The sequence below is a fragment of the Thiopseudomonas alkaliphila genome, assembly GCF_001267175.1.
Taxonomy (GTDB): domain Bacteria; phylum Pseudomonadota; class Gammaproteobacteria; order Pseudomonadales; family Pseudomonadaceae; genus Oblitimonas; species Oblitimonas alkaliphila.
This window is the reverse complement of the sequence record NZ_CP012358.1, coordinates 2,019,396-2,042,500: the sequence shown is the minus strand read 5'-3', so window position 1 is coordinate 2,042,500 and position 23,105 is coordinate 2,019,396. Positions and strand designations below refer to the sequence as shown.

The 23,105-nt window shown below is 47.4% G+C and carries 22 protein-coding genes and 2 pseudogenes (1 of these 24 only partly in view); 9 read left to right on the top strand and 15 right to left on the bottom strand.

The annotated features are described in order from the left end of the window. Nucleotides 1–655, bottom strand: the 5' portion of a protein-coding gene (gene tyrS, locus AKN87_RS09865; protein ID WP_053103331.1) for a tyrosine--tRNA ligase. It extends 542 nt beyond the left edge of the window; only the first 655 of its 1,197 coding nucleotides appear in the window; it begins with the start codon at nt 653–655; its stop codon lies beyond the left edge, outside the window. Nucleotides 656–903: 248 nt separating this feature from the next. On the opposite strand from tyrS, the gene AKN87_RS09860 reads away from it, so the two are divergent. Then, nucleotides 904–2,331 carry a peptidoglycan DD-metalloendopeptidase family protein gene (locus AKN87_RS09860; protein ID WP_053103330.1) on the top strand — a complete coding sequence of 476 codons (1,428 nt, stop codon included), beginning with the start codon at nt 904–906 and terminating at the stop codon, nt 2,329–2,331. Next, nucleotides 2,328–3,434, top strand: a complete 1,107-nt coding sequence (locus tag AKN87_RS09855; RefSeq protein WP_053103329.1) for an anhydro-N-acetylmuramic acid kinase — start codon at nt 2,328–2,330, stop codon at nt 3,432–3,434. The genes AKN87_RS09860 and AKN87_RS09855 overlap by 4 nt, the downstream gene beginning before the upstream one ends. 18 nt (nt 3,435–3,452) lie before the next feature. On the opposite strand, the gene erpA is transcribed toward AKN87_RS09855, so the two are convergent. After that, the gene (erpA, locus tag AKN87_RS09850) at nt 3,453–3,803 is read right to left on the bottom strand and encodes an iron-sulfur cluster insertion protein ErpA (protein ID WP_053100954.1); all 351 of its coding nucleotides are present in this window, start codon (nt 3,801–3,803) and stop codon (nt 3,453–3,455) included. A gap of 136 nt (nt 3,804–3,939) precedes the next feature. Further along, nucleotides 3,940–4,974: an N-acetyl-gamma-glutamyl-phosphate reductase gene (gene argC, locus AKN87_RS09845; RefSeq protein ID WP_053100953.1), complete on the bottom strand. Its 1,035-nt coding sequence runs from the start codon at nt 4,972–4,974 to the stop codon at nt 3,940–3,942. A 140-nt stretch (nt 4,975–5,114) separates the two neighbouring features. On the opposite strand from argC, the gene hemJ reads away from it, so the two are divergent. From hemJ to coq7, 3 genes are all read left to right on the top strand, one after another. Beyond that, on the top strand, nt 5,115–5,540 hold the full coding sequence (gene hemJ, locus AKN87_RS09840) for a protoporphyrinogen oxidase HemJ (protein ID WP_053100952.1): 426 nt from the start codon (nt 5,115–5,117) through the stop codon (nt 5,538–5,540). 239 nt (nt 5,541–5,779) lie between these two features. Then, entirely contained in the window at nt 5,780–6,118 is a 339-nt protein-coding gene (locus AKN87_RS09835) for a histidine triad nucleotide-binding protein (protein WP_053103328.1), read from the top strand. Between the two features lie 55 nt (nt 6,119–6,173). After that, complete coding sequence (gene coq7 / locus AKN87_RS09830; protein WP_053103327.1) at nt 6,174–6,821, top strand: 2-polyprenyl-3-methyl-6-methoxy-1,4-benzoquinone monooxygenase; 648 nt, start codon at nt 6,174–6,176, stop codon at nt 6,819–6,821. 66 nt (nt 6,822–6,887) lie between these two features. Here coq7 and speD read toward each other — a convergent pair whose 3' ends face one another. Further along, complete coding sequence (gene speD / locus AKN87_RS09825) at nt 6,888–7,682, bottom strand: adenosylmethionine decarboxylase (protein ID WP_053100949.1); 795 nt, start codon at nt 7,680–7,682, stop codon at nt 6,888–6,890. Nucleotides 7,683–7,884: 202 nt separating this feature from the next. Then, nucleotides 7,885–8,310: an OsmC family protein gene (locus tag AKN87_RS09820; protein ID WP_053103326.1), complete on the bottom strand. Its 426-nt coding sequence runs from the start codon at nt 8,308–8,310 to the stop codon at nt 7,885–7,887. A gap of 124 nt (nt 8,311–8,434) precedes the next feature. On the opposite strand from AKN87_RS09820, the pseudogene AKN87_RS12590 reads away from it, so the two are divergent. Continuing rightward, nucleotides 8,435–8,747, top strand: a pseudogene (locus AKN87_RS12590) (helix-turn-helix domain-containing protein); the annotation flags it as partial. Between the two features lie 73 nt (nt 8,748–8,820). On the opposite strand, the gene AKN87_RS09815 reads toward AKN87_RS12590, so the two are convergent. The 7 genes from AKN87_RS09815 to AKN87_RS09785 all read right to left on the bottom strand — a co-directional run bounded on the left by AKN87_RS09815 (nt 8,821) and on the right by AKN87_RS09785 (nt 14,300). Beyond that, nucleotides 8,821–9,597 (bottom strand): MetQ/NlpA family ABC transporter substrate-binding protein, encoded by a 777-nt coding sequence (locus AKN87_RS09815; protein ID WP_053103325.1) that lies wholly within the window; start codon nt 9,595–9,597, stop codon nt 8,821–8,823. A 23-nt stretch (nt 9,598–9,620) separates the two neighbouring features. Beyond that, nucleotides 9,621–10,286 carry a methionine ABC transporter permease gene (locus AKN87_RS09810; protein ID WP_080995552.1) on the bottom strand — a complete coding sequence of 222 codons (666 nt, stop codon included), beginning with the start codon at nt 10,284–10,286 and terminating at the stop codon, nt 9,621–9,623. 2 nt (nt 10,287–10,288) lie between these two features. Further along, nucleotides 10,289–11,287 carry a methionine ABC transporter ATP-binding protein gene (locus AKN87_RS09805; protein ID WP_053103324.1) on the bottom strand — a complete coding sequence of 333 codons (999 nt, stop codon included), beginning with the start codon at nt 11,285–11,287 and terminating at the stop codon, nt 10,289–10,291. Nucleotides 11,288–11,404: 117 nt separating this feature from the next. Then, nucleotides 11,405–12,175, bottom strand: a complete 771-nt coding sequence (locus AKN87_RS09800) for a hypothetical protein (RefSeq protein WP_148561499.1) — start codon at nt 12,173–12,175, stop codon at nt 11,405–11,407. Between the two features lie 83 nt (nt 12,176–12,258). After that, nucleotides 12,259–13,044 (bottom strand): zinc ABC transporter permease subunit ZnuB, encoded by a 786-nt coding sequence (gene znuB, locus AKN87_RS09795; protein ID WP_053103322.1) that lies wholly within the window; start codon nt 13,042–13,044, stop codon nt 12,259–12,261. Beyond that, nucleotides 13,037–13,819, bottom strand: a complete 783-nt coding sequence (gene znuC / locus AKN87_RS09790) for a zinc ABC transporter ATP-binding protein ZnuC (protein ID WP_053103321.1) — start codon at nt 13,817–13,819, stop codon at nt 13,037–13,039. The genes znuB and znuC overlap by 8 nt, the downstream gene beginning before the upstream one ends. Then, entirely contained in the window at nt 13,812–14,300 is a 489-nt protein-coding gene (locus AKN87_RS09785) for a Fur family transcriptional regulator (protein ID WP_053103320.1), read from the bottom strand. The genes znuC and AKN87_RS09785 overlap by 8 nt, the downstream gene beginning before the upstream one ends. Before the next feature lie 64 nt (nt 14,301–14,364). Between AKN87_RS09785 and AKN87_RS09780 the strand changes: the two genes are divergently transcribed. Then, complete coding sequence (locus AKN87_RS09780; RefSeq protein WP_053103319.1) at nt 14,365–15,282, top strand: zinc ABC transporter substrate-binding protein; 918 nt, start codon at nt 14,365–14,367, stop codon at nt 15,280–15,282. Here AKN87_RS09780 and AKN87_RS09775 read toward each other — a convergent pair. Next, nucleotides 15,271–16,599 (bottom strand): ATP-binding protein, encoded by a 1,329-nt coding sequence (locus tag AKN87_RS09775; RefSeq protein WP_053100939.1) that lies wholly within the window; start codon nt 16,597–16,599, stop codon nt 15,271–15,273. The genes AKN87_RS09780 and AKN87_RS09775 overlap by 12 nt on opposite strands. After that, nucleotides 16,600–17,319 carry an osmolarity response regulator transcription factor OmpR gene (gene ompR, locus AKN87_RS09770; protein WP_053100938.1) on the bottom strand — a complete coding sequence of 240 codons (720 nt, stop codon included), beginning with the start codon at nt 17,317–17,319 and terminating at the stop codon, nt 16,600–16,602. It lies immediately after the preceding gene. Between the two features lie 180 nt (nt 17,320–17,499). Between ompR and AKN87_RS09765 the strand changes: the two are divergent. Both AKN87_RS09765 and gshA read left to right on the top strand, forming a co-directional pair. Continuing rightward, nucleotides 17,500–19,693: pseudogene (locus AKN87_RS09765) on the top strand (Tex family protein); the annotation flags it as partial. A gap of 235 nt (nt 19,694–19,928) precedes the next feature. Next, nucleotides 19,929–21,497, top strand: a complete 1,569-nt coding sequence (gshA, locus tag AKN87_RS09760; RefSeq protein WP_053103677.1) for a glutamate--cysteine ligase — start codon at nt 19,929–19,931, stop codon at nt 21,495–21,497. A 90-nt stretch (nt 21,498–21,587) separates the two neighbouring features. On the opposite strand, the gene gabD is transcribed toward gshA, so the two are convergent. Then, a complete protein-coding gene (gene gabD / locus AKN87_RS09755) occupies nt 21,588–23,036 on the bottom strand; it encodes an NADP-dependent succinate-semialdehyde dehydrogenase (RefSeq protein ID WP_053103676.1) in 1,449 nt (482 codons plus the stop codon). Nucleotides 23,037–23,105 lie beyond the last annotated feature (69 nt).

The window sequence follows — 23,105 nt, the reverse complement described above, 5'->3', positions numbered from 1 at the left end:
CTAAGAGTGGCATGGTGATCACGCATTGCGGAGTTTTGTCATAGGAACGCTGCAACTCACGCCCCATTAATACGTTAAAGGTTTGGTCGGTACCACCCAGCTCAATATCTGCCTCCAGCGCTACCGAGTCGTAACCTTGGATTAAAGGATACAAAAACTCATGGATCGCAATGGGCTGATTAGTGGTATAGCGATTGTGGAAATCCTCACGCTCCAGCATCCGCGCTACGGTATAACGGGAAGCTAAGCGAATCAGATCTGCTGGCTTTAACTGATCTAACCATTCGGAGTTAAATACCACTTCAGTTAATGCCGGATCTAAAATTTTAAACACTTGCTCTTTATAGGTTTCCGCATTGGCTAGCACTTGCTCGCGAGTCAATGGCGGACGAGTAGTACTTTTACCACTGGGATCACCGATGCTACCGGTGAAATCGCCAATCAAGAATAATACTTTATGGCCTAACTCTTGAAATTGACGCAACTTGTTGATTACCACGGTATGACCTAAGTGTAGGTCAGGAGCCGTTGGATCAAAACCTGCTTTTACGCGCAACTGTTTGCCACTGGCTAACTTCTCGCGTAATTCAGATTCTACCCATACATTTTCAGCTCCGCGCTTTAATAGCGCTAACTGCTCGTCAACTGTCATCATCGAAACAAACTCAATAAATTAAAAAAAGGAAGCTTCACGATACAATAATAAAGCCGAAAAACAACCTTTTCGCATCTTTAACGGTAGCTCGCATCGATTTTATCTAGGCAAATATTGCCTTTTTTAGAAAAAGCAAGTTTTTTATCGAAAACAGCTTGTAGTTCTTGGCTTTTGGTTATATTTTATACAGTCATTTTGTTAACCCATTTTTCTCTTCTTTTATCTGACTATTTCTTTATGTATTTATTATGACCAAGCCCAAGCCAGCCAACGCAGGGAGCTACCCCAAGCAGCATCTTTTAGCTGTTAGCGGGATTGCTGCCATTCTTAGCTTAACTTTTATTATTTTTCCATCTACAGAAGTTGAAGCTAAAAAAACCTATTTAAATCTAGACTTCGACACTTCTTACGTCGAAAAACCTTATACCGCTCTAAACCCAGCCAATGGGGTAAGTGAACTAAAGCTCAATCCTTTTACTGATCGGTTAGAAGTTTCTCGCTATCAACCTACAGACAATGCGTTTTCCCTCGCCGCAGAGTTAGCTGCAAGTGAGACCGAAAAGAAGTCTGGCCCGTCTACCCAAACTATTACAGTTAATAGTGGCGACACCCTGTCCAGCATCTTTGCTAATTTAGGCCTCAGTTCTAGTGCATTAAATCAGCTGTTACGCGAAGATAAGCAGGCTCAACGCTTTACTAAGCTAAAAGTTGGTCAGACCTTATCCGTGCAATTAGATGAACAAGGCCAGCTGCTGTCTATGAGCACCGATGTTAGCCGCCTTGAAAGCATCTACATTGAGCGCGAAGCGGCGGCGGAAAAATACAAGTTCAAAAGCGAAAAGCTAGTGCCTACCATTGAGCAAGCAGTAGCTACTGGCACTGTAAAAACCTCGCTGAATGCAGCAGCACGCACTGCAGGCCTGCCACAAAAAGTCGCTACCGAACTCTCTAATATTTTTCGCTACGATGTAGACTTTGCTAAAGATATTCGTGCCGGTGACAGCTTTGAATTGGTCTACGAAAAGCACACGCTGGATGGTGAACTGATCAGCACCGGTAAAATATTAGCTGCACGCTTCACTAACCGTGGCAAAACTTACACCGCGGTACGCTATGCACAAGGTGATGGGCAAGCTGCCTACTACACCGCTGACGGCAAAAGCATGCGTAAAGCTTTCATCCGCACTCCGGTTGAGTTTGCACGGATCAGCTCACGGTTTAATCCTGGCCGTAAGCACCCCATCTTAAACAAGATTCGCGCCCATAACGGGGTTGATTATGCCGCACCTCGTGGCACGCCGATCAAAGCAACCGGTGATGGCGTTATTACCCATGCTGGCCGCCGCGGTGGTTATGGCAACACCGTGATCATTAAACACGGACAAAGTTATCAAACGCTGTATGCTCATATGCACGGTTTTGCCAAAGGAATTAGTAATGGCAGCCGTGTGCGTCAAGGCCAAATTATTGGCTACGTTGGTACCACAGGGCTGTCTACTGGGCCACATTTACATTATGAGTTTCAAGTGAATGGTGTGCATGTGGACCCCTTAAGCCAACGTTTACCCACTGCTGACCCATTAACTGGAAAAGAAAAGCAGCGTTTCCTTAGCATGACACAACCGTTGTTTGCCAAAATTGATCAGCATAAAGATACGCTACTGGCTAAAAAATGAGCCCCTCCAATCTGTACCTCGGTATTATGTCGGGCACCAGCCTTGATGGGCTCGACATTGCATTAATCCAACAAGAAGCTAGCACTACGCAATTAGTCGCTAGCTTTTTTGTTGCCATGCCCAGCACCTTACGCCAAACCTTATTACGCCTATCGGCCAGCGGTGACAATGAACTCGCCTTAGCTGCACAAGCGGCCAATCAATGGGTTGAGTTAGCTGCTCAAGGGATCTTGCAGCTGCTAGAACAACAACAAATTAGTCCGCAAGCCATCGCTGCGATTGGTAGCCATGGTCAAACCGTACGGCATGAACCCGAGCAAGGTTTTACCATTCAAATTGATAACCCTGCTCTTTTAGCCGAGCTTACTGGAATCACTGTAGTGGCCGACTTTAGGCGGCGAGATGTTGCAGCGGGCGGTCAAGGTGCACCACTAGTACCAGCCTTTCATCACCAATTATTTACTCACCAGTTGAATGCGCCCGGTGCCGTACTCAATATTGGCGGCTTCAGCAACCTAAGTTTGATGGCGTCCAATCAGCCGGTCACTGGCTTTGATTGCGGCCCTGGTAATGCATTAATGGATCTTTGGATCCAGCAACATCAAGGCCAAGCCTATGACGCTGCAGGACAATGGGCTGCTAGCGGCACACTGCAACCGGCGCTACTTGAAGCGATGCTCAGTGAAGCTTTTTTCCATAGCACTGGCCCCAAAAGTACTGGACGGGAACTGTTTAATTGGCCTTGGCTAACCCAGCACCTAGCGCAATTTCCAGACTTACCCGCTGCAGATGTACAGGCAACGTTGCTAGAACTCACCGCCAAAAGCTGTGCTGATGCGTTGCTGCAAGCAATGCCAGAGGCCGAAAAACTTTTAGTATGTGGCGGTGGCGCGCATAACTTATATTTATTACAGCGGTTACAGCACCATTTACCGCGCTGCACTGTTAGCACAACCGATACTGTAGGCATTCCAGCCGACTGGATTGAGGCTATGGCCTTTGCATGGTTAGCCTATTGTTGCCTAGAAGGAATTCCCGGCAATCGCCCTGAAGTGACGGGCGCTAAAGGCTTACGAATACTCGGAGGGATTTACCCTGCGTAATACAGGGTAAATGTCTGCTTAAATCGAGAATGAAGAGCCGCAGCCACAGGTAGTGGTGGCATTTGGGTTATTGATCACGAAACGTGAACCCTCTAACCCTTCTTGATAATCCACCTCGGCCCCTTCTAAGTATTGATAGCTCATAGGGTCAATCACTAAGGCCACGCCATCACGCTCAATTAAGGTGTCATCTTCAGCGAGCTCTTCATCAAACGTAAAGCCATACTGAAAACCTGAGCAACCACCGCCGGTAATAAATACCCGCAGTTTTAACTCTGGATTACCTTCTTCTGTAATCAAGGTTTTAACTTTGTTCGCTGCATTGGCAGTAAAATGCATGGCAGCAGGAACGAAGGCTTCAACACTCATTTATTTTTCTCCCGGCTTACGCCAGTAATGGTTAATCAGCTAGATCAAACGCGCACGCAAGCACATTTAACTAATCAGCAGATGGATATAATGTCTTTTCCGACCTTTCTAGTCAACTATTAAGCACTCTGCCAATTTAAGGCATGAGCGCTACCGACTCTAAGCCGCTATTTTCAGGCCAACCAAATAAAATATTTAAGTTCTGAATCGCTTGACCCGAAGCTCCTTTGACCAAGTTATCAATCACCGAAAGCACTACCACGGTATCGCCATCCTGTGGACGATAAACGGCTAACCTACAGTAATTGGCTCCTCGCACTGAACGGGTTTGTGGATTTATACCCGCAGGTAAAACATCAACGAACTGCTCGTGTTGATAATACTGCTCAAATAGCTGCTGCAGATCCACGGTGCGATCTTGAACTGTGGCGTATAAGCTGGCGTGAATTCCCCGAATCATAGGCACTAGATGCGGCGTAAAGGTTACGTCAAAATTTTGACCACCACTGGCACGACGTAAACCTTGTTTAATTTCAGGTAAGTGGCGATGGCCAGTTACTGCATACGCCATCATATTTTCCGTTGCCTCACAAAAGAGTGAGCCCAACTTAGTGCCACGCCCTGCACCACTCACACCCGACGCACAGCTAGCAATCATCGGACCAGAAACTAAGCCGGCCTCAACTAACGGCAACCAACCCAGCTGTACCGCAGTGGGATAGCAGCCTGGCACTGCAATTAAACGGGCTTGCTTAATGGCTTCCCGATTAACTTCGGGTAAGCCATAAACAGCTTCTGTCACTAATTCTGGAGCACCATGGGTTTGTCCATACCACTGCTCCCACTCGGCAATATTTTCTAGGCGAAAGTCAGCTGAGAGATCAAGCACTTTGGTACCCTCAGCTAATAATTCAGCGGCTAAGCCATGGGCTACGCCATGGGGTGTAGCAAAAAATACCGCATCACACTGTCCAAGCTCTTTAGCCGATGGATTAGAAAACGTTAGCTCAGGATAATAGTCACGCAAGTTAGGGTACATATCAGCTACTTTAACGCCATCTTCTGAGCGCGAAGTGATCACACTTACCTCAGCCTGCGGATGCAGTGCTAATAAGCGCAGCAGTTCTACGCCGGTATACCCTGTTCCACCCACAATGCCGACTTTAATCACTGACCTTTCTCCTAAAATGAATGAACCGTATGGGAATTTTATCAGACTTACGCTGATAAGCTATTAAGCGCCGCGGGAATTTATTCTGCAGGTAATTATGTTCTAATAAGCTATCTTTTTTGACTTGATAAGGAGCCAACGTGGCCTATCTTTGGTTTAAAGCACTGCACTTGATTGCAATGGTGTGCTGGTTTGCAGGACTCTTCTACTTACCACGATTATTTGTCTATCATGCAGCTAGCACCGATAGCATCAGCCAAGAGCGCTTCCAGATTATGGAGCGCAAACTCTATCGTGGCATTATGAACCCCTCAATGATTGCCACCTTGGTGTTTGGTGGTTTAATGCTGTATTTAAATCCATCGTGGTTTCAATCAGGCTGGTTGCACGCCAAACTTACTTTAATTGTGCTGTTGGTTGGCTATCACCACGTGTGTGGCGCCATGCTGAAAAAATTCGCTAATAACGCCAACACTAAAAGCCATGTCTTTTATCGCTGGTTTAATGAGATTCCAGTCATTTTTTTACTGGCGATTATTATTTTAGCCGTCTTGAAACCTTTTTAAGCGCTCTATCGATGTTATGACGCTTTAATTCGCGTCATAACATCGTTTCAAAAGATGCTAACTATGTAAGCCTTCCACACCTTTCATTTTTATACTCAACTCTAACCCTTATACTGCTATTCAAACCGCTGAGGCTAAGTGCAATCATTACTAGCATGCCCCATAAATTAACGCTGGCTCTCATGCCTAGGCATCGCTAAACTCACTTATCAAAAAATAAAACAAAGAGGAATCTGCAGATGGATTGTTTGTTTTGTAAGATTATTGAAGGCGATATTCCCTCCAATAAAATTTACGAAGATGAATTAGTGTACGCTTTTCATGACATAGCGCCGCAAGCTCCGGTGCATTTTTTAGTGATTCCTAAAAAACATATCACCACTCTCAATGACTTAACCGAAGCCGACCGTGAACTGGCAGGGCATATTTTATATACCGCCCAGCGTTTAGCTAATGAACTTGGCTGTGATGCAGGCTATCGCGTGGTGATGAACTGCAATGAGCATGGCGGCCAAACAGTGTACCATATTCATTTACATGTACTTGGTCAGCGTCAATTGGAGTGGCCTCCAGGCTAGTATACTGGCTGCCTCTATTTGCTTATGGGCAGCCTTCACTTTTTCGGAGTTCAGCATGGCTAATCAACGTCACTATTCACCTTTCGATCGCTTGCTACTGCAGGCGGATGCTGCCTTAAAGACCTTGCTTCCGCAAAGCAACACCTCAACCCGCCCTTCGCCCGCCCATTTAGCTCAAGAAGCTGAGCTAACCGAATCAAAGCGGCGCCATACCTTAGGTCTAATGCGCATTAATCACACCGGCGAAGTCTGCGCTCAAGGCCTGTACCAAGGCCAAGCTTTGACTGCACGCTTGCCAGAAATACGCTCAGCCATGGAGCGCGCGGCTGATGAAGAAATTGATCACCTAGTCTGGTGTGAGGAGCGTATCCATCAACTGGGGGGGCATACCAGTGTATTGAATCCTCTATTTTATGGTTTATCTTTTGGTATTGGCGCTGGGGCTGGTTTAATTAGCGATCGTATCAGCTTAGGTTTTGTTGCTGCCACTGAAGAGCAAGTCTGTAAGCATTTAGATGATCACCTGACTCAGTTGGCCCCTGAAGATCAAAAAAGCCGCGCAATTTTAGAGCAAATGCGTACCGATGAAGAAGAACATGCTACCGGCGCTTTAGCTGCTGGCGGAATTCGTTTCCCAACTCCGGTGAAATGGGGTATGAGCCAAATTGCTAAAGTGATGACTAAAGCTACTTACCGTATTTAGTCCTAGTCTAAAAACACAAAAAGCACGCTTTGGCGTGCTTTTTACGTAATGCAATATAACGCTTACTTAGTAAGGCATATTACGGCCGTAGAAAATCTCTAGCATTTCATGGCGTAAGCGCTGCTCAACGTCACGACGCTGCTCATAAGATAGATTGCGACTGGCATCACCAAATAAATAGTCATCTAGCTCAAAGTTTTTCAACAGCATTTTAGTGTGAAACAGGTTTTCTTGATAAACGTTCACGTCTGTCATTTGGTAGTCAGCGCGGGTAACGTCTGTTAAGTAGTTCTGAATCGAGTTAATTTCGTGATCAATAAAGTGCTTACGTCCCTCAACATCACGAGTAAAACCACGCACGCGATAGTCAACAGTGACAATATCAGAATCAAACTGATGGATGAGATAGTTCAGCGCTTTCAGTGGCGAGATCACACCGCAAGTCGATACATCAATATCCACTCGGAACGTAGCAATACCATCTACCGGGTGCACTTCTGGGTAGGTATGCACAGTGATATGGCTTTTATCTAAGTGGGCCAGCACAGTTTCCGGCAATGGACCTGGCGACTCTTCAATTTGGCTTGCTGTTGGCTCAACTGGCTGCTCAGAAATCAAAATGGTGACACTGGCACCCTGGGGTTCATAATCTTGGCGGGCAATATTAAGAATATTAGCGCCAATAATATCCACCACATCGGTCAAAATTTGCGTTAAGCGTTCCGCGTCGTATTCGCGATTAATATAAGCCACATAGGCTTGCTGATCGTCCGTGGTTTGAGCATAGCTAATATCATAGATATTAAAGCTTAGGGTTTTGGTTAGGTTATTAAACCCATGCAGCCGAAGTTTACTAGTCACTGGTCACTACTCTTAAGAAATGCGGCTAGCCGCGTTATCAATGTATGCCTGTCAGCTCATTGTGATCACTAATGAGCTGCGTAGGGCGTGTTTCACCTCTTCGCTATGCGATTATGGTTTTGTTCTGTAGGCCCTAGAGCCTCACTTAAAAAGGCGGGTATTATGCAAAACTCACCCGCAGTTAGCTATCTATTTCATTCGTTCAAGCATCGGCTGCTAAAATCTCTAGCGAATGGGTAATTTCCACGCCACCATTACTGAGCATAATCGAAGCTGAACAGTATTTTTCTGCCGATAAATCAACCGCACGCTGTACCACACTGGGTTTCAGCTCATGGCCTTTAACCACAAAGTGTAAATTGATCTTAGTAAAAACTTTAGGCTCGGTTTCTGCCCGTTCAGCTTGTAACTGAGCTTCACAGCTTACTACCTGCTGGCGTGATTTCTGCAAAATATTAATCACATCAAAGCTGCTGCAACCACCTAACCCCATTAGCACCATTTCCATTGGTCGCACGCCCATATTACGTCCACCAAACTCTGGTGGACCATCCATAACAACGGCATGACCACTGCCACTCTCAGCCACAAACTGTACGCCATCTACCCACTTAACTGTTGCTTGCATTATTACCTAACTCCTAAGAAAAAATCAGTTTAACCTAGCTGCAGATTTTTTTTAAAACGCTATACTGAGCCAGTTAAAAATTAAGGCAAGTGCGAATCGCTCTCTGATCAATTTAGGTTTTTATGATGCCAAAGAAGCTATTATTGCCTACCTAAATAAAGATTACTTTTGGTAAGTTAGCATTATTTGATGAGACAGCAGAAGCACGCAGCACATGTTTTCGTACACGCTCTGAATGTGAAATTACAGAAACTAGCTATATAAACCAGAGCTACATGACTCATCCAGATGGCATGCAAATCAAAATTACTCGCCAAGAAATTGGCCGCATTGTCGGCTGCTCTAGGGAAATGGTTGGCCGCGTCCTAAAGAACTTAGAAGAGCAAGGCTTGATTGAAGTGGCGGGAAAAACCATGGTGATCTACGGCACCCGGTAAGTAGATCGGCTTAACTCTGGATCCCGCCCCATAGCTGCAGCCTAACGACTGCAGCTAAAAGCTTAAAACCTACTTAAAAGACTGGAACCACCGCTCCTTGATACTTTTCATTGATAAAGTTTTTCACTTCTTCAGTTTCTAAGGCTTTTACTAGCTGCTGAATCGCATCGTCTTGGGTGTGATCTTCACGGGTTACCACGATATTCACATAAGGTGAATCGGCACCCTCAATCACTAACGCATCTTTTTGCGGATTAAGCTTGGCTTCTAGCGCGTAGTTGGTATTAATCAACGCCACATCTACCTGATTTAATACCCGTGGCAAGGTCGCAGCTTCTAGCTCGCGCACTTTAATTTGCTTGGGGTTATCAGCGATATCTTTTGGAGTGGCAGTGATCCCTGCACCTTCTTTTAGCTTAAGCACGCCCGCTTGCTGTAATAACAATAACGCACGACCACCATTGGTAGCATCATTAGGAATCACCACATTGGCTTTATTTGGCAGCTCTTCAAGGGATTTAAGCTTGGCTGAATAAGCGCCAAATGGCTCGATATGAATGCCTGCAACACTGACTAAGTTGGTTTTCTTAGTTGCATTAAACTCATCTAAATAGGGTTGATGCTGGAAGAAGTTAGCATCTAAGCGTCCTTCAGCCACCTGAACGTTGGGCTGTACGTAATCGGTAAATACCTTAACCTCCAGCTCAATGCCTTGTTTTGCTAGCTGTGGTTTTACAAACTCTAAAATCTCAGCGTGGGGCACAGGTGTTGCGGCTACTGTTAAGCTTGCTGCATGGGCCGAACCGATTAAGGTGCTGGCGGCAGCAATGGCTAACCATAATTTTTTCATTTGTCTTCTCCTTGAATCACTCATTACTTACGCGAAAAATGAACCACTAAGCGATCACCCACACTTTGGATAATCTGCACAATCACTACCAGTAACACCACGGTTACCAGCATGACATCATCCTGAAAGCGTTGGTAGCCATAACGTACAGCTAAATCTCCAAGACCACCTGCTCCTACTAAACCAGCCATCGCGGTGTAAGAAATCAGCGTAATCGCCGTCACTGTAATCGCGGCAATAATTCCCGGCAAAGCCTCAGGCAATAAAGCACTGCTGATAATCTGTCGAGTGGTAGCACCCATGGCTTGGGTTGCCTCAATAATCCCTTTATCCACTTCACGCAGTGCCGTTTCTACTAAGCGGGCAAAAAACGGCGTTGTCCCTATTACCAAGGGCGGAATAGCCCCCATTACTCCTAGCGAAGTACCGGTAATCATCACGGTAAAGGGAATCATCGCAATCAATAAAATAATAAACGGCAAAGAGCGCACTACGTTCACCACGAACGATAACACTCCATACAGCTTGCCATTAGCGAATAATTGATTGGGCGCAGTCAAAAATAACACGATGCCGATGAACAATCCCAACGGAATAATAAAGAGCAAAGAGGCACCCAACATAATTAAAGTATCTAGGCTAGCCTGCCAAATTTCATACCAATCAACGTTACTAAAAAAATCAGCCATTATCATGGGCGTACTACCTCAACTGTTACGCCTGCGGCCTGTAACTGCTGCTCGGCTAATTCCACATCACCATCTGTTAGCGCCAGCATTAACTGGCCACAAGGTTGATCTTTAATACGGCCAATCCGGCCCGATAAAATACTGTAATTCACTCCAGTGGCGCGAGCTACATCACCCAGCACCGGCGAATAAGTCGACTCGCCTAGGAAGGTCAGACGTACAATACGTCCCTGAATTTGCTGCAAATCCAAGGCATCATCGTCCTCATCTTCTTGCACAAAACGCTGGGTGGTCGGATGTTGCGGATGCAAAAACACCTCGGCCACATTCCCCTGCTCAACCAGCACCCCCGCATCCATTACTGCTACCCGATCACACACCCGTCGAATCACATCCATTTCGTGGGTAATCAGCACAATAGTTAGCCCAAGCTGCTGATTAATATCCCTTAATAGCTGCAACACCTGACCGGTGGTTTGTGGGTCTAAGGCGCTGGTTGCTTCATCACACAGCAAAATTTTGGGATCAGTGGATAATGCCCGAGCAATCCCAACCCGCTGCTTTTGCCCACCCGACAACTGAGCAGGGTACTTGTGTGCATGCTCGCTTAAACCAACCAACTGTAATAACTCGGCAACCTTTCGCGTAATCTCTGCTTTACTGTGCTTACCGTGCAAACGCAGTGGCATGGCCACGTTATCCGCGACAGTTTTTGACGACAATAAATTAAAATGCTGAAAAATCATGCCAATTTGTGCACGAAATGCTCTTAGCCCTTCTGCGTTTAAAGCAGTTACTTCGGTGCCATCAATTTCAATCCGGCCACCGCTTGGTTCTTCTAGGCGATTAATCAAACGTAATAAAGTACTTTTACCAGCGCCCGAGTGGCCAATCAAACCAAAAATCTCACCACGTGCAACCGTTAAGTTCGTTGTTTGCAGCGCAGGAACTAGCTGCCCATGCACGTGATAGGACTTTGTAATGTCGTGGAATTTAATCACAAAAAACCTTGTATAGAGTTGAGAGTCCGACCCTACTCGGTCGATCACTATGCCCGCCACCACTTAGAATGATAAATACTTTAAAGTATCAGCCTAAGATGATTTTGGAATATATAATTATTCAGCACTTAATAACTGCAACAACGGCGCCTGATCCACGGCAATTCGCTCAATCAACTGTGGATTAAAGGTCGCAGATAATCGCTTAAAGCGCGTATTCAGTAGTGCGGCCACCCAATGAAACTCTTTGGTGTCTTGCACCTGGACTGCGATCTGGTAACGGCCATCAATCGCTTGTTTCGCCGCTTGCTCTAAGGTGCTCCCCAAGCGCAGATTATCTTGCATGGGTAAGGCAATGCTTTTTACCACCGTCAGCTGGCTCGCCGTAGGCACCACATCGGTAGGTTCTGCTGGCGATGGTGCTTGGGCTTTAGGTGCTGGCTTGGCTTTAACAGCGGGCTTGGGTAACGCTTTAACAGACGGTACCACTGGCTCAGGAGGTGCAGGCTCTATCACCGCCTCAGGTAATTCAGCAGCTAAAGCGGGTGCATCGGGTAACCATTTGCGGGCATTGGCCAGCGCCGTTGCTGCTTGTTGCATATCATGCTGCTCTAGCGCGTGTTTGCTTTTAGCTAACCACGCCTCTGCTAGCTGCTGCTGATATAACTCAAGCGCGGTACCAGACAATCCCGCAGATTGCATTTCATGTAACTGCTCTGCGGCAAACGGCAAATTATCTGCCTGTAAATACTGCTCAAACACTTGAGCTGAGATGGCAAACTGCATCTCTTGCTGCTCTTGTGCTGTCTGCTGTGCCACTCCTTGACAAGCCATTAAAAAAACACACATTCCGCTCAGCGCAATGCTGCGCACCATGAATTGTTTCATTAAGTTGTTTTCCGAGTCACTAAATTGCCGTGCAGTCTACACCTTCATGCGGTTTGGATAAATTGCCGCAGACAAAATTCCCCTTAGCGACGCAACCTAATCAGTAAGCTTAAGACAAAACACAATGCCGCACACACCACAATTGAAGGCCCAGCGGGAGTATCTAAATGCCACGACATGGATAACCCTCCAAGCACTGACAACAGGCCAATTACACTGGCCATTAACGCCATTTGCTCAGGGCTGCGGGCCAACTTTTGTGCGGTGGCAGCGGGAATAATCAGTAACGAGGTAATCAATAACACCCCCACCACCTTCATTGCCACTGCAATCACCACTGCAATTAACAACATCAACACCAAGCGCAGTTGGGTTACTGGTAAACCCTCAACTTTGGCTAGTTCTTCATCCACCGTTAACGCCAGCAGGTTACGCCAAAAATAGCCCAATAGTCCTAGCACCAAAATACTACCCAAAACTATGAGCAGTACTTCATTAAAACTCACCGCCAGTAGATCGCCAAATAAATAACCCATAAGATCTACCCGGACACGGGGCATAAAACTTAAGGTCACCAACCCCACGGCCAAGCTACTATGCGCCATAATGCCCAACAACGTATCGGCTGCTAGCGACTGCTGTTGCTGCATAATCACCATAAACACAGCCAACAATAAACAAACCCCTAGCACCATTACGCTCGGTGAAATTTCTAACAATAAGCCTAAAGCCACCCCAAACAATGCCGAGTGAGACAAGGTATCGCCAAAATAGGCCATGCGTCGCCATACCACAAAAGAACCTAAAGGCCCTGCCACTAAAGCCAAAGCGATACCAGAAATTAGTGCATATAAAAGAAAGTCAGCCATGGGTGCAATCGGGCCCGTGTTGATGATGAGAAGTATGCGGCGTGACTACGCAGCCATGTAAATCGTGGGCATGATCGTGATCATGGTGATACACCGCTAAGTTACTGGCAGCTTTGCGGCCAAATAGCTCAATAAAAGCTGGATCTTCGCTCACTTGCTCAGGGTGTCCTGAACAACAAATATGGCGATTTAAGCAAATCACCCGATCAGTTGACCCCATCACCAAGTGCAAGTCATGGGACACCATAAATACACCACATTGGTAACGCTTTCGTAAGTCAGCGATTAACTTATACAGCTCCAGCTGACCATTCACATCCACCCCTTGAACCGGCTCATCTAATACCAGTAACTGGGGCTTGCGAAGCAGCGCACGGGCTAAGAGCACCCGCTGCAACTCACCGCCAGAAATACGCTGAATGGGGCTATGCAAGACTTTTTCCGCTCCCACTTCGGCTAAGGCCTGTTGAATCTCGCTCTTACGAGTATTTGGCACCAAGCGTAAAAAACGCTCAACGGTCAACGGCATAGTCGGATGCACCGCTAGCTTTTGCGGCATATAGCCAATACGTAACTTTGCTTGGCGCGTCATGCTACCGCTGCTGGGCTCGAGTAATCCTAATAAAATTTTTACCAAAGTGGTTTTGCCAGCACCATTTGGGCCAACTAACGTAAGCGTTTCATTGGCATATAACTCAAGACTGATCTGCTCTAGAGTGTTTTTACCGGCAAACTCAATACCAATATTATCTAACTTAACTAAGGGTTTAGGCATGCTGTGCTCGACATTGGGCACACTCACCCGCTACTTCCACAGTATGGTTGTGCACTACAAAATCAATACTTTGCGCCTGTTGCGCAATTGCTTGATCGATTAAACCATGGGGAAATTCATAGGCTGATTTACACAGCTGACAAATGAAAAAATGCCCTTGGTGCGGGGTTTCTGGATGCTGGCAACCAACAAAGGCATTTAATGAAGCGATCCGATGAATTAAGCCATTTTCCAATAAAAAGTCTAACGCTCGATATACCGTAGGCGGCGCAGCACGGCGGCCATCCACGGTACTCAACACCTCTAAAATATCATAGGCCCCCATCGGCTGATGACTTTGCCAAACCAGCTCCAGCACCCGCTGCCGTAACTGGGTAAAACGTAATCCTTGCTGTTTACATAGCTGCTCGGCTTGGGCTAAGGCATGATCAATACAGTGCTGATGATTCTCTTCACTGCAATGGTTAGGTATTTTTTCCATTGGTAGCTGACTCCACAAAAACTAAACGTTACTATATAACTTTTCTTTAGCGAGATACATCATCATGCTGCGCAATTTTCTTTCCGCGGTGGTTCTAGCCGCAACTGCTGCTTCCGCTCAAGCTGAAGTAAAGGTGTTAACCAGTATCAAACCGCTACAATTAATTGCCACCGCTATTCAAGGCGATGCCAATCAAGTAGAGGTTCTGCTACCACCGGGTGCCTCGCCCCATGCTTTTACTTTACGCCCTTCTGATTTGCGCCGCCTACAACAGGCCGACGTTTTTTATTGGATTGGCCCTGATTTAGAGAATTTTTTACCTAAGCTACTCAAGCAGCGTCAGCAGCTCTCAGTGGCAGTACAGGATCTGCCGCAGTTAAAGCTGCTGCATTTTGCCGATGGACACAGCCATGAACATGAACATGAACATGAACATGAACATGAACATGAACATGAACATGAACACAGCTTAGATGCGCACCTCTGGTTAGATCCAGCCAATGCCCAGCGTATTGCAGAACGGATGGCTAATGATTTTTCCGCCCTGGATCCCACCAACGCTGCCACCTATCAAGCGAATCTTGAGCGCTTCCGTCAGCAGCTACAACAATTGGAACAAACGCTCAGTCAGCGCTTAACTATCCAGCAGCCTAAACCTTTTTTTGTCTTTCACGAGGCATACAACTATCTTGAACAACGCTATCAACTGCAGCACCAAGCAGTGTTTAATCTATCCAGCGAAGTACAGGCTGGCGCTAAACACGTACAGCAAACGCGCCACACTTTAGAACAAGCCGGCGCCAGCTGCTTGTTCTACGAAACACCACTGACCCCAAAACTAGCCGCTAGCCTGACCCACAACCTGCCCGTGACTCTGCTGCCACTGGATCCCCTCGCTACTGACATCCCTGTCACCGCTGATGGCTATGTGCGCTTTATCGAACAGCTAGGCACTACCCTAGCCGACTGTTTAAGCCATTGACCGGGGTAATAATAAGCCAATCGGCAGACTGACTTTAGCTTCTAAACCACCACCTGCACGGTTGTTTAGTTCAACTGAACCGCCGTGCTGCTGGGCAATGCGCTTAACTATTGATAAACCCAAGCCCGCGCCATGCCCACCACGCGCGGCATCACCACGAATAAAGGGATTGAAAATACTTTCAATTTCCTCTGCTGGAATTCCAGCGCCACGATCGAGCACACTGACTGCAATATAGGGCGCTAACTCATTGCCTTCAATGGAGGCGGCAACCTCTACTCCACTGCCACCATAACGCAGCGCATTTTCAATTAAATTGACCAGTAATCGCTTGATCGACACCCGGCGCAAAGGCACATCAGGTAGTTCCTCTAAACAGAGACGCACCAGAGGTTCTTGACTGGCATCGGTATGATTATAGGTCGCTGCCACTTCTTTAATCAGATCAACCAAGTTACCCATTTCTAGCGGTTCATCACGGCCATCACGAATAAAGGCTAAAAACTGATCTAAAATGGCATCCATGTCCTCAATATCCCGCACCATGTCCTCTTTAAACTCACAGTGCTGATTAGACAACTCAACCGATAGGCGCAAACGCGTCAGTGGCGTACGCAAATCATGGGAAACCCCAGCCAGCATCAGCTCGCGCTCACGACCCGCTTGCTCTACGTCTTCGGCCATCTGGTTAAATGCTCGATACACCTCAGCCATTTCACTAGCGGTTTCGGGGGCCACCGGTAAACGTACGCTGCGCCCTTGTCCTAGTTGCCGAGTCGCATGGACTAACCGCTTTAATGGCAAACTCAGATGCCGCACAAAAATCCATGCCGCGCCTGTGGACAGCAAACCGATACCTAAAAACCAGCCAAATAAATTCCACATCCGCTGCCCACGTAAAGGATGGGGATATAGCGGTACCCGCACCCAATCTGGGCCCAGCGCTGGTGCATGCACCCATAACGCTGGAGGGGCTTGGGCACGAATCCGCACCTGGGTTTCTTCACCTAACTCGGCGCGCATTTGCTCACTGAAAATATCACTATAGGGCCAGTGTTTTTCTCCTAGCGGTACCTCTTGTTCCTGTACCCGCTGCAGCCCTGCGGCTTTAGCTATGACCGGCCGCTCATTAGGTGCTGCGGCCCAGTAAGCACGCAAGGTAAGCGCTGCCCCATGGCTGTACTGACGGTCCACCAGTACATCTTCATTAACCATCAGATAAACCAAGGTTAAAGCTTTAGAAAATAAAACCGTAAGCAGCACCATCCACAAGGTGCGAGCAAAGAAACTTTGTGGAAACCAAAAAGGCAAACGCATTTACTTCTGCCCATCCGGCACAAACACATACCCCACACCCCATACTGTTTGAATATAACGGGGCTTGGCTGGATCTGGCTCAATCATGCGCCGTAATCTTGAAACCTGAACATCAATTGAGCGCTCAAGCGCATCCCATTCTCGGCCGCGCGCTAAACTCATCAGCTTATCTCGAGTTAACGGCTCCCGTGGATGCTCAACCAAGGCTTTAAGCACTGCAAACTCACCGGTGGTAAGCATTTGTAGTTCACTGCCTTTTTGCAATTCACGGGTGGCCAGATGCAGTTGATAATCTCCAAAGCTCACCACCTGCTCACTGTTGCCTGGGGCCCCAGGCACTGCCACCACTTGACGACGCAGCACAGCTTTAATCCGCGCCAATAACTCACGTGGATTAAAGGGCTTGGCTAAGTAATCATCTGCGCCCATTTCTAAACCTTGAATCCGGCTACTTTCATCACCTTTGGCAGTCAGCATAATAATTGGAATTTGGTTGTTTTCCTGGCGTAAGCGTTGGCAAGCAGTTAAACCATCTTCACCGGGCATCATTAAATCTAACACCACTAAATTGAACACTTCACGGGCCAATAGGCGATTCATCTGTTCAGTGTTTTCTACCGCTCGAGCACGGTAGCCTTGCTCATTTAAAAAGCGCTCTAACAAATTACGTAAACGAGCATCATCATCCACAATCAAAATTTTTTCGGCTTCATTATTCATAGTGCATCCTCTCTTAATTGCTGTTTATTATGAACTAAGCCGCAGAGGGAGGTTAGTACGCATTGTTAGCAAATTTTACACTCTGCTAAGGGTTTTCTAAGGAATCCAATGCCTTGCGCCAACGCTTGTCCTATAATTAGCCATTTCATTTAATTCATACTCCAGACAATTAGGTAACTCATGGATCGTATCAGTTCCCGCATTGCCGAAGAGCTCGGTGTCCGCTCGCAACAAGTGAATGCAGCTATCGCTTTACTGGATGAAGGCTCAACCGTCCCTTTTATTGCGCGTTACCGAAAAGAAGTAACCGATAGCCTAGATGACACCCAGCTGCGTCACTTAGAAGAACGGCTACGCTATCTACGTGAGCTCGAAGAACGACGCAGCAGTATTTTAAGCAGCATTGAAGAGCAAGGAAAATTAACCGCCGAGTTACGTACAGCGATTACTACAGCTGACACTAAAACTCGCCTTGAAGACCTATATTTACCCTATAAGCCCAAACGCCGCACCAAAGGCCAAATTGCTCTAGAAGCAGGCCTTGGCGAGCTAGCGGATCAGCTATTTAACGATCCCAACCTAGACCCTGAACAACAAGCAATCAGTTTTATTAACCCAGAGCAAGGTTTTGCCGACAGTAAAGCGGTGCTAGAAGGGGCTAAATATATTTTAATGGAGCGCTTTGCTGAAGACGCTGAGTTGCTGGCCCAGCTACGTGCTTTTTTACAGCAAGAAGCGTTGTTTAGCGCCAGCGTCATTACCGGTAAAGAACACGAAGGAGCCAAGTTTAGTGATTACTTTAGTCATCAAGAGCCCTTTAAGTCGGTGCCATCGCACCGTGCATTAGCTGTTTTCCGTGGACGAAATGAAGGGATTTTAACCGCTAAACTAGTACTCCCCGATGAAGTGCCCGGTGCTATGTATCCCTGTGAAGTGATGGTTGCTCAGCAGGTTGGCATAACCTATCAAGAGCGCCCGGCTGATGCTTGGCTGGCAGAAGTGGTGCGCTGGACGTGGCGTATTAAGCTAGCCACGCATCTAGAAACCGATCTATTTAATGAGTTGCGCGAACAAGCAGAAACCGAGGCAATTAATGTATTCGCCCGCAACCTGCATGATTTATTGCTCGCCGCCCCAGCTGGACCACGCTGCACCTTAGGCCTAGACCCAGGTATTCGTACTGGCTGTAAAGTCGCGGTAGTGGATAAAACCGGTAAGCTGCTCGCTACCACAACTATTTATCCCCATGAGCCACGCCGGCAATGGCAGGAGTCCTTAGCGGAACTCTCAAAGCTGTGCAAGAAACATGCGGTCGAACTGATTGCGATTGGCAATGGTACCGCCAGCCGTGAAACCGATAAGCTGGCTGGCGAGCTTTTAAAATTGCTGCCTGAACTGAAGATGAAAAAAATCACCGTCAGTGAGGCTGGTGCTTCGGTGTACTCGGCCTCAGAACTAGCAGCCAAGGAATTTCCCGAATTAGATGTCTCTTTGCGCGGCGCGGTGTCCATTGCCCGTCGCCTGCAAGACCCTCTGGCCGAGCTAGTCAAAATTGATCCCAAGTCTATTGGCGTTGGCCAATATCAGCACGATGTTTCCCAAGTGCAATTAGCTCGCTCGTTAGATGCGGTCGTAGAAGACTGTGTAAACTCAGTAGGCGTGGATGTAAACACTGCCTCGGCGGCACTGCTAACGCGGGTCTCTGGTTTGAACAGCACCCTCGCCCACAATATTGTGAACTATCGCGATGAGCATGGTGCTTTTGTTGATCGTTCTGGGCTGAAAAAAGTACCCCGTTTAGGCGCTAAAACCTTTGAGCTATCGGCTGGCTTCCTACGCGTGATGGACGGCAACAATCCACTCGATCGCTCAGGCGTTCACCCAGAAACCTATCCTCTGGTTAAGAAAATTGCCCAAGATACTGGGCGCGATATTCGCTCACTGATTGGTGACTCGGCATTTTTGCATAGCCTGGATCCTCAACGCTTCACCGATGAGCACTTTGGCTTGCCAACGGTGACAGATATTTTGGCCGAACTGGATAAACCTGGCCGTGACCCGCGCCCTGAATTTAAAACCGCAGAGTTTCAAGATGGCGTTGAAGAGCTAAAAGATTTAGTACCTGGCATGATTTTGCAGGGCGTAATCACCAACGTCACCAACTTTGGCGCCTTTGTAGATATTGGCGTGCACCAAGATGGTTTAGTGCATATTTCGGCCCTATCCGAGCAGTTCGTCAAAGATCCGCATACCCTAGTTAAAGCCGGTGATATTGTGCAAGTGAAGGTGATGGAAGTAGAGATCGAGCGCAAACGTATTGCTCTGTCTATGCGTCTTAGCGATCAACCAGGAGCAAGTTCAGCACCTAACCAACGCAGAACCGAGCGACCACAGCAAGCCACAACGGCGAAAAAGAATACCGCTGCCAGCCAGCAACAAGGTAGCATGGCGGCATTATTTGCCAACGCCAAACAGCTTAAAAAGAAATAACGCACTCTAAGTGCGCTCTCAGACTAACGAACCCTTGGTTTGGACGAGAGTCTTTATTTACGAGCGTCGCTTCGGCGCTCGCAGTTTAACGCTTAGTGCAAACAAAGAGGACAATGAACTTGAGCGAAATTTATAACCGTCGCTTGGCCCTATTAGGCCAACCCGACTCCCTAGCTCAGCTCAAACAAAGCTTACATGGCATTGAGCGTGAATGTTTACGAGTCGATAAAAGTGGGCAGCTATCGCAGCAACCACATCCTAAAGCACTGGGTGCAACGCTGACTCACGGCTCAATCACCACCGACTATGCCGAGCCATTACTCGAATTTATTACCGCCGCTTTACCGGACTCTCAGCAAACCCTTGAGCAGCTAGAAGAAATTCACCGTTTTACCATTTCACAACTGGCCGATGAGGTGCTCTGGGCTCCTTCAATGCCAGGGGTTTTGCCCGATGAAAGTGAAATTCCGGTGGCTTACTACGGCGAATCAAATATTGGCCAGTTTAAATGGGTCTATCGCCAAGGATTAGCCGTACGCTATGGCAAAACCATGCAGTGCATTGCGGGCATTCACTACAATTACTCCTTGCCTGATTCACTGTGGGGCATCTTGCAAGAAGATGATCAAGACCCGCGCAGCGCTCAAGATTATCAGTCCGCTCGCTATATTGCGCTAACTCGTAATTTCCGCCGCTATAGCTGGTTATTAATGTACTTATTTGGTGCATCACCTGCGGTAGATAACAGCTTTGTGCGCCATATGCAGCACTCCCTTAAGCGGTTTGATGAGCATACGCTGTATTTGCCCTACGCCACCAGTTTACGCATGAGTGATCTGGGCTACCAAAGTAATGCTCAGGCCAGCCTCACTCCCTGCTACAATGAGCTGTCCAGCTATATTCAAAGTATCCGCAAAGCGGTGGCTACACCTTATCCGCCTTACGCCGCCTTTGGCACCGAGCAAGCCAATGGTGAATGGCGCCAGCTCAATACCAATATTTTGCAGATTGAAAATGAGTACTACTCGATCATTCGTCCCAAACGCATTACCCAAGGTAATGAGCGCCCAGTCGAGGCTTTAGAAGCCAGAGGGATTCAGTATGTCGAGGCACGCTGTATTGATATCAACCCATTTTTAATGCTTGGTATCGATTTAGAGCAAGCTCGATTTTTAGATGTGTTTTTACTGTACTGTGCCCTGCAAGACAGCCCTCGCTTAGAAGGTGGCGAGTGCCCGATGTGCACGGAAAACTTTATGCAAGTGGTTAAACAAGGTCGTAAACCCGGCCTGATGCTAACCCGCAAATCAGGCTCGGTTAGTCTGCAAGACTGGGCTAAAGAGCTATTTGATGGCATGCAAGCTACGGCTGAGTTGCTAGATAAAGCCTATAACACTAACCAGCACAGTGACGCACTTAGCAGCAACTACCAAAAGCTGCTCAATGTTGAGCTGACGCCTTCAGCTCAAGTATTGGCCAGCATGCGCGCCGAGCAGCAAAGCTTTAGTGAGTTTGCCCTCGCCCAAAGTTTGCGCCATGCCCAAGCGTTGGCCGCTAAGCCATTAACCGCTGAGCAGCTGGCTTATTACCAACAACTAGCCAGTCAATCAATTGCTGAACAACAGGCCATCGAACAGCAACCACAACTGCCGTTTGCTGAATATCTAGCCAAGGTTTCACTACCTTAAGTCTTGCTAGCGTGGAGTAGACAAAGAAAAACCCAAAAAGCAGCCGCACTTTTTGGGTTTTTTGTTAGATGCTTACAGTCACAGAGCCCTTTAGATTTTTAAGCACAGGTACTTAATCTCTAAATAATCTTCAATACCGTATTTAGAACCCTCACGACCTAAGCCAGAGGCTTTAACTCCTCCAAAGGGAGCCACTTCATTCGAAATGAGGCCGGTATTCACGCCTACCATGCCGTACTCTAACGCCTCACCAACTCGCATAATTTGACTAAGATTCTGACTATAAAAATAAGCAGCTAAGCCAAACTCAGTGTCATTTGCTGCCCGAATCACCTCAGCCTCGTCACTAAAGCGAAATAATGGCGCTAAGGGACCGAAGGTTTCATCCTTAGCTACCAGCGCCGTCGCTGGCACTTCCGTTAAAATAGTTGGCGCAAAAAAACTGCCGCCTAACGTATGGGGCTGACCACCTAATACAATCTTAGCGCCCTTAGCCGTCGCATCGGCAATATGTTCCTGCACTTTAGCCACGGCTTGCTGATCAATCAGTGGCCCTAAGTTCACTCCTTCAGCTAAACCATTACCTACCTGTAACTGGCTGACGGCTTTGGCAAATTTTTCAGCGAACTCATCGTATACCGCCTCATGAATATAGAAACGGTTAGTACAAACACAGGTTTGACCATTATTGCGATACTTCGATTGCACCGCGCCCGCCACTGCTGCCTCAATGTCAGCATCAGCAAAGACAATGAAGGGCGCATTGCCGCCTAACTCCAGTGACACCTTTTTAATATCAGCCGCACATTCCGCCATTAACTGGCGACCAACATCAGTCGAGCCGGTAAAGGATAGCTTACGCACACTAGGACTACTGGTTAAAACCTGGCCAATTTCTCCTGCCGAGCCCGTCACCACATTAAACACACCCTTTGGAATCCCAGCACGCTGAGCTAACTCAGCTAACGCTAAAGCAGAGTAAGGAGTTTGTGAAGCAGGTTTAAGCACCATGGTGCAACCTGCAGCCAAAGCCGGCCCTGCTTTACGGGTAATCATAGCAGATGGGAAATTCCATGGCGTAATGGCCGCAGTCACACCAATAGGCTGTTTAATCACCAGTAACCGCTGATCGGTTTGTGGTGCAGGAATAATATCACCGTAAACTCGCTTCGCTTCTTCGGCAAACCACTCAATAAAAGAAGCGGCATAGGCAATTTCACCTTTAGCTTCGGCCAACGGCTTACCCTGCTCGAGCGTCATCAGCCGCGCCAAGTCGTCTTGATTGGCCATTATCAGCTCAAACCAAGCCCGTAAATAGGCTCCACGCTGCTTGGCCGTCAGCGCCCGCCAAGCTGGCAACGCCTGCTCTGCGGCTTGAATTGCTTGCTGGGTTTCTGCCGCCCCTAATTTCGGCACACTGCCGAGCAATTCTTGGGTGGCTGGATTATGTACATCAATAAACTGTTTTGACTGTGCATCACACCACTGGCCATTAATAAAGGCTTGCTGGCGAAATAACTGCATATCTTGTAATTGTATAGATTGAATCGACATCGCAGGTTCCTCGGCAGGGATAAAAGGCTTGAAAGTAGCTCACGCCCTTTCAAA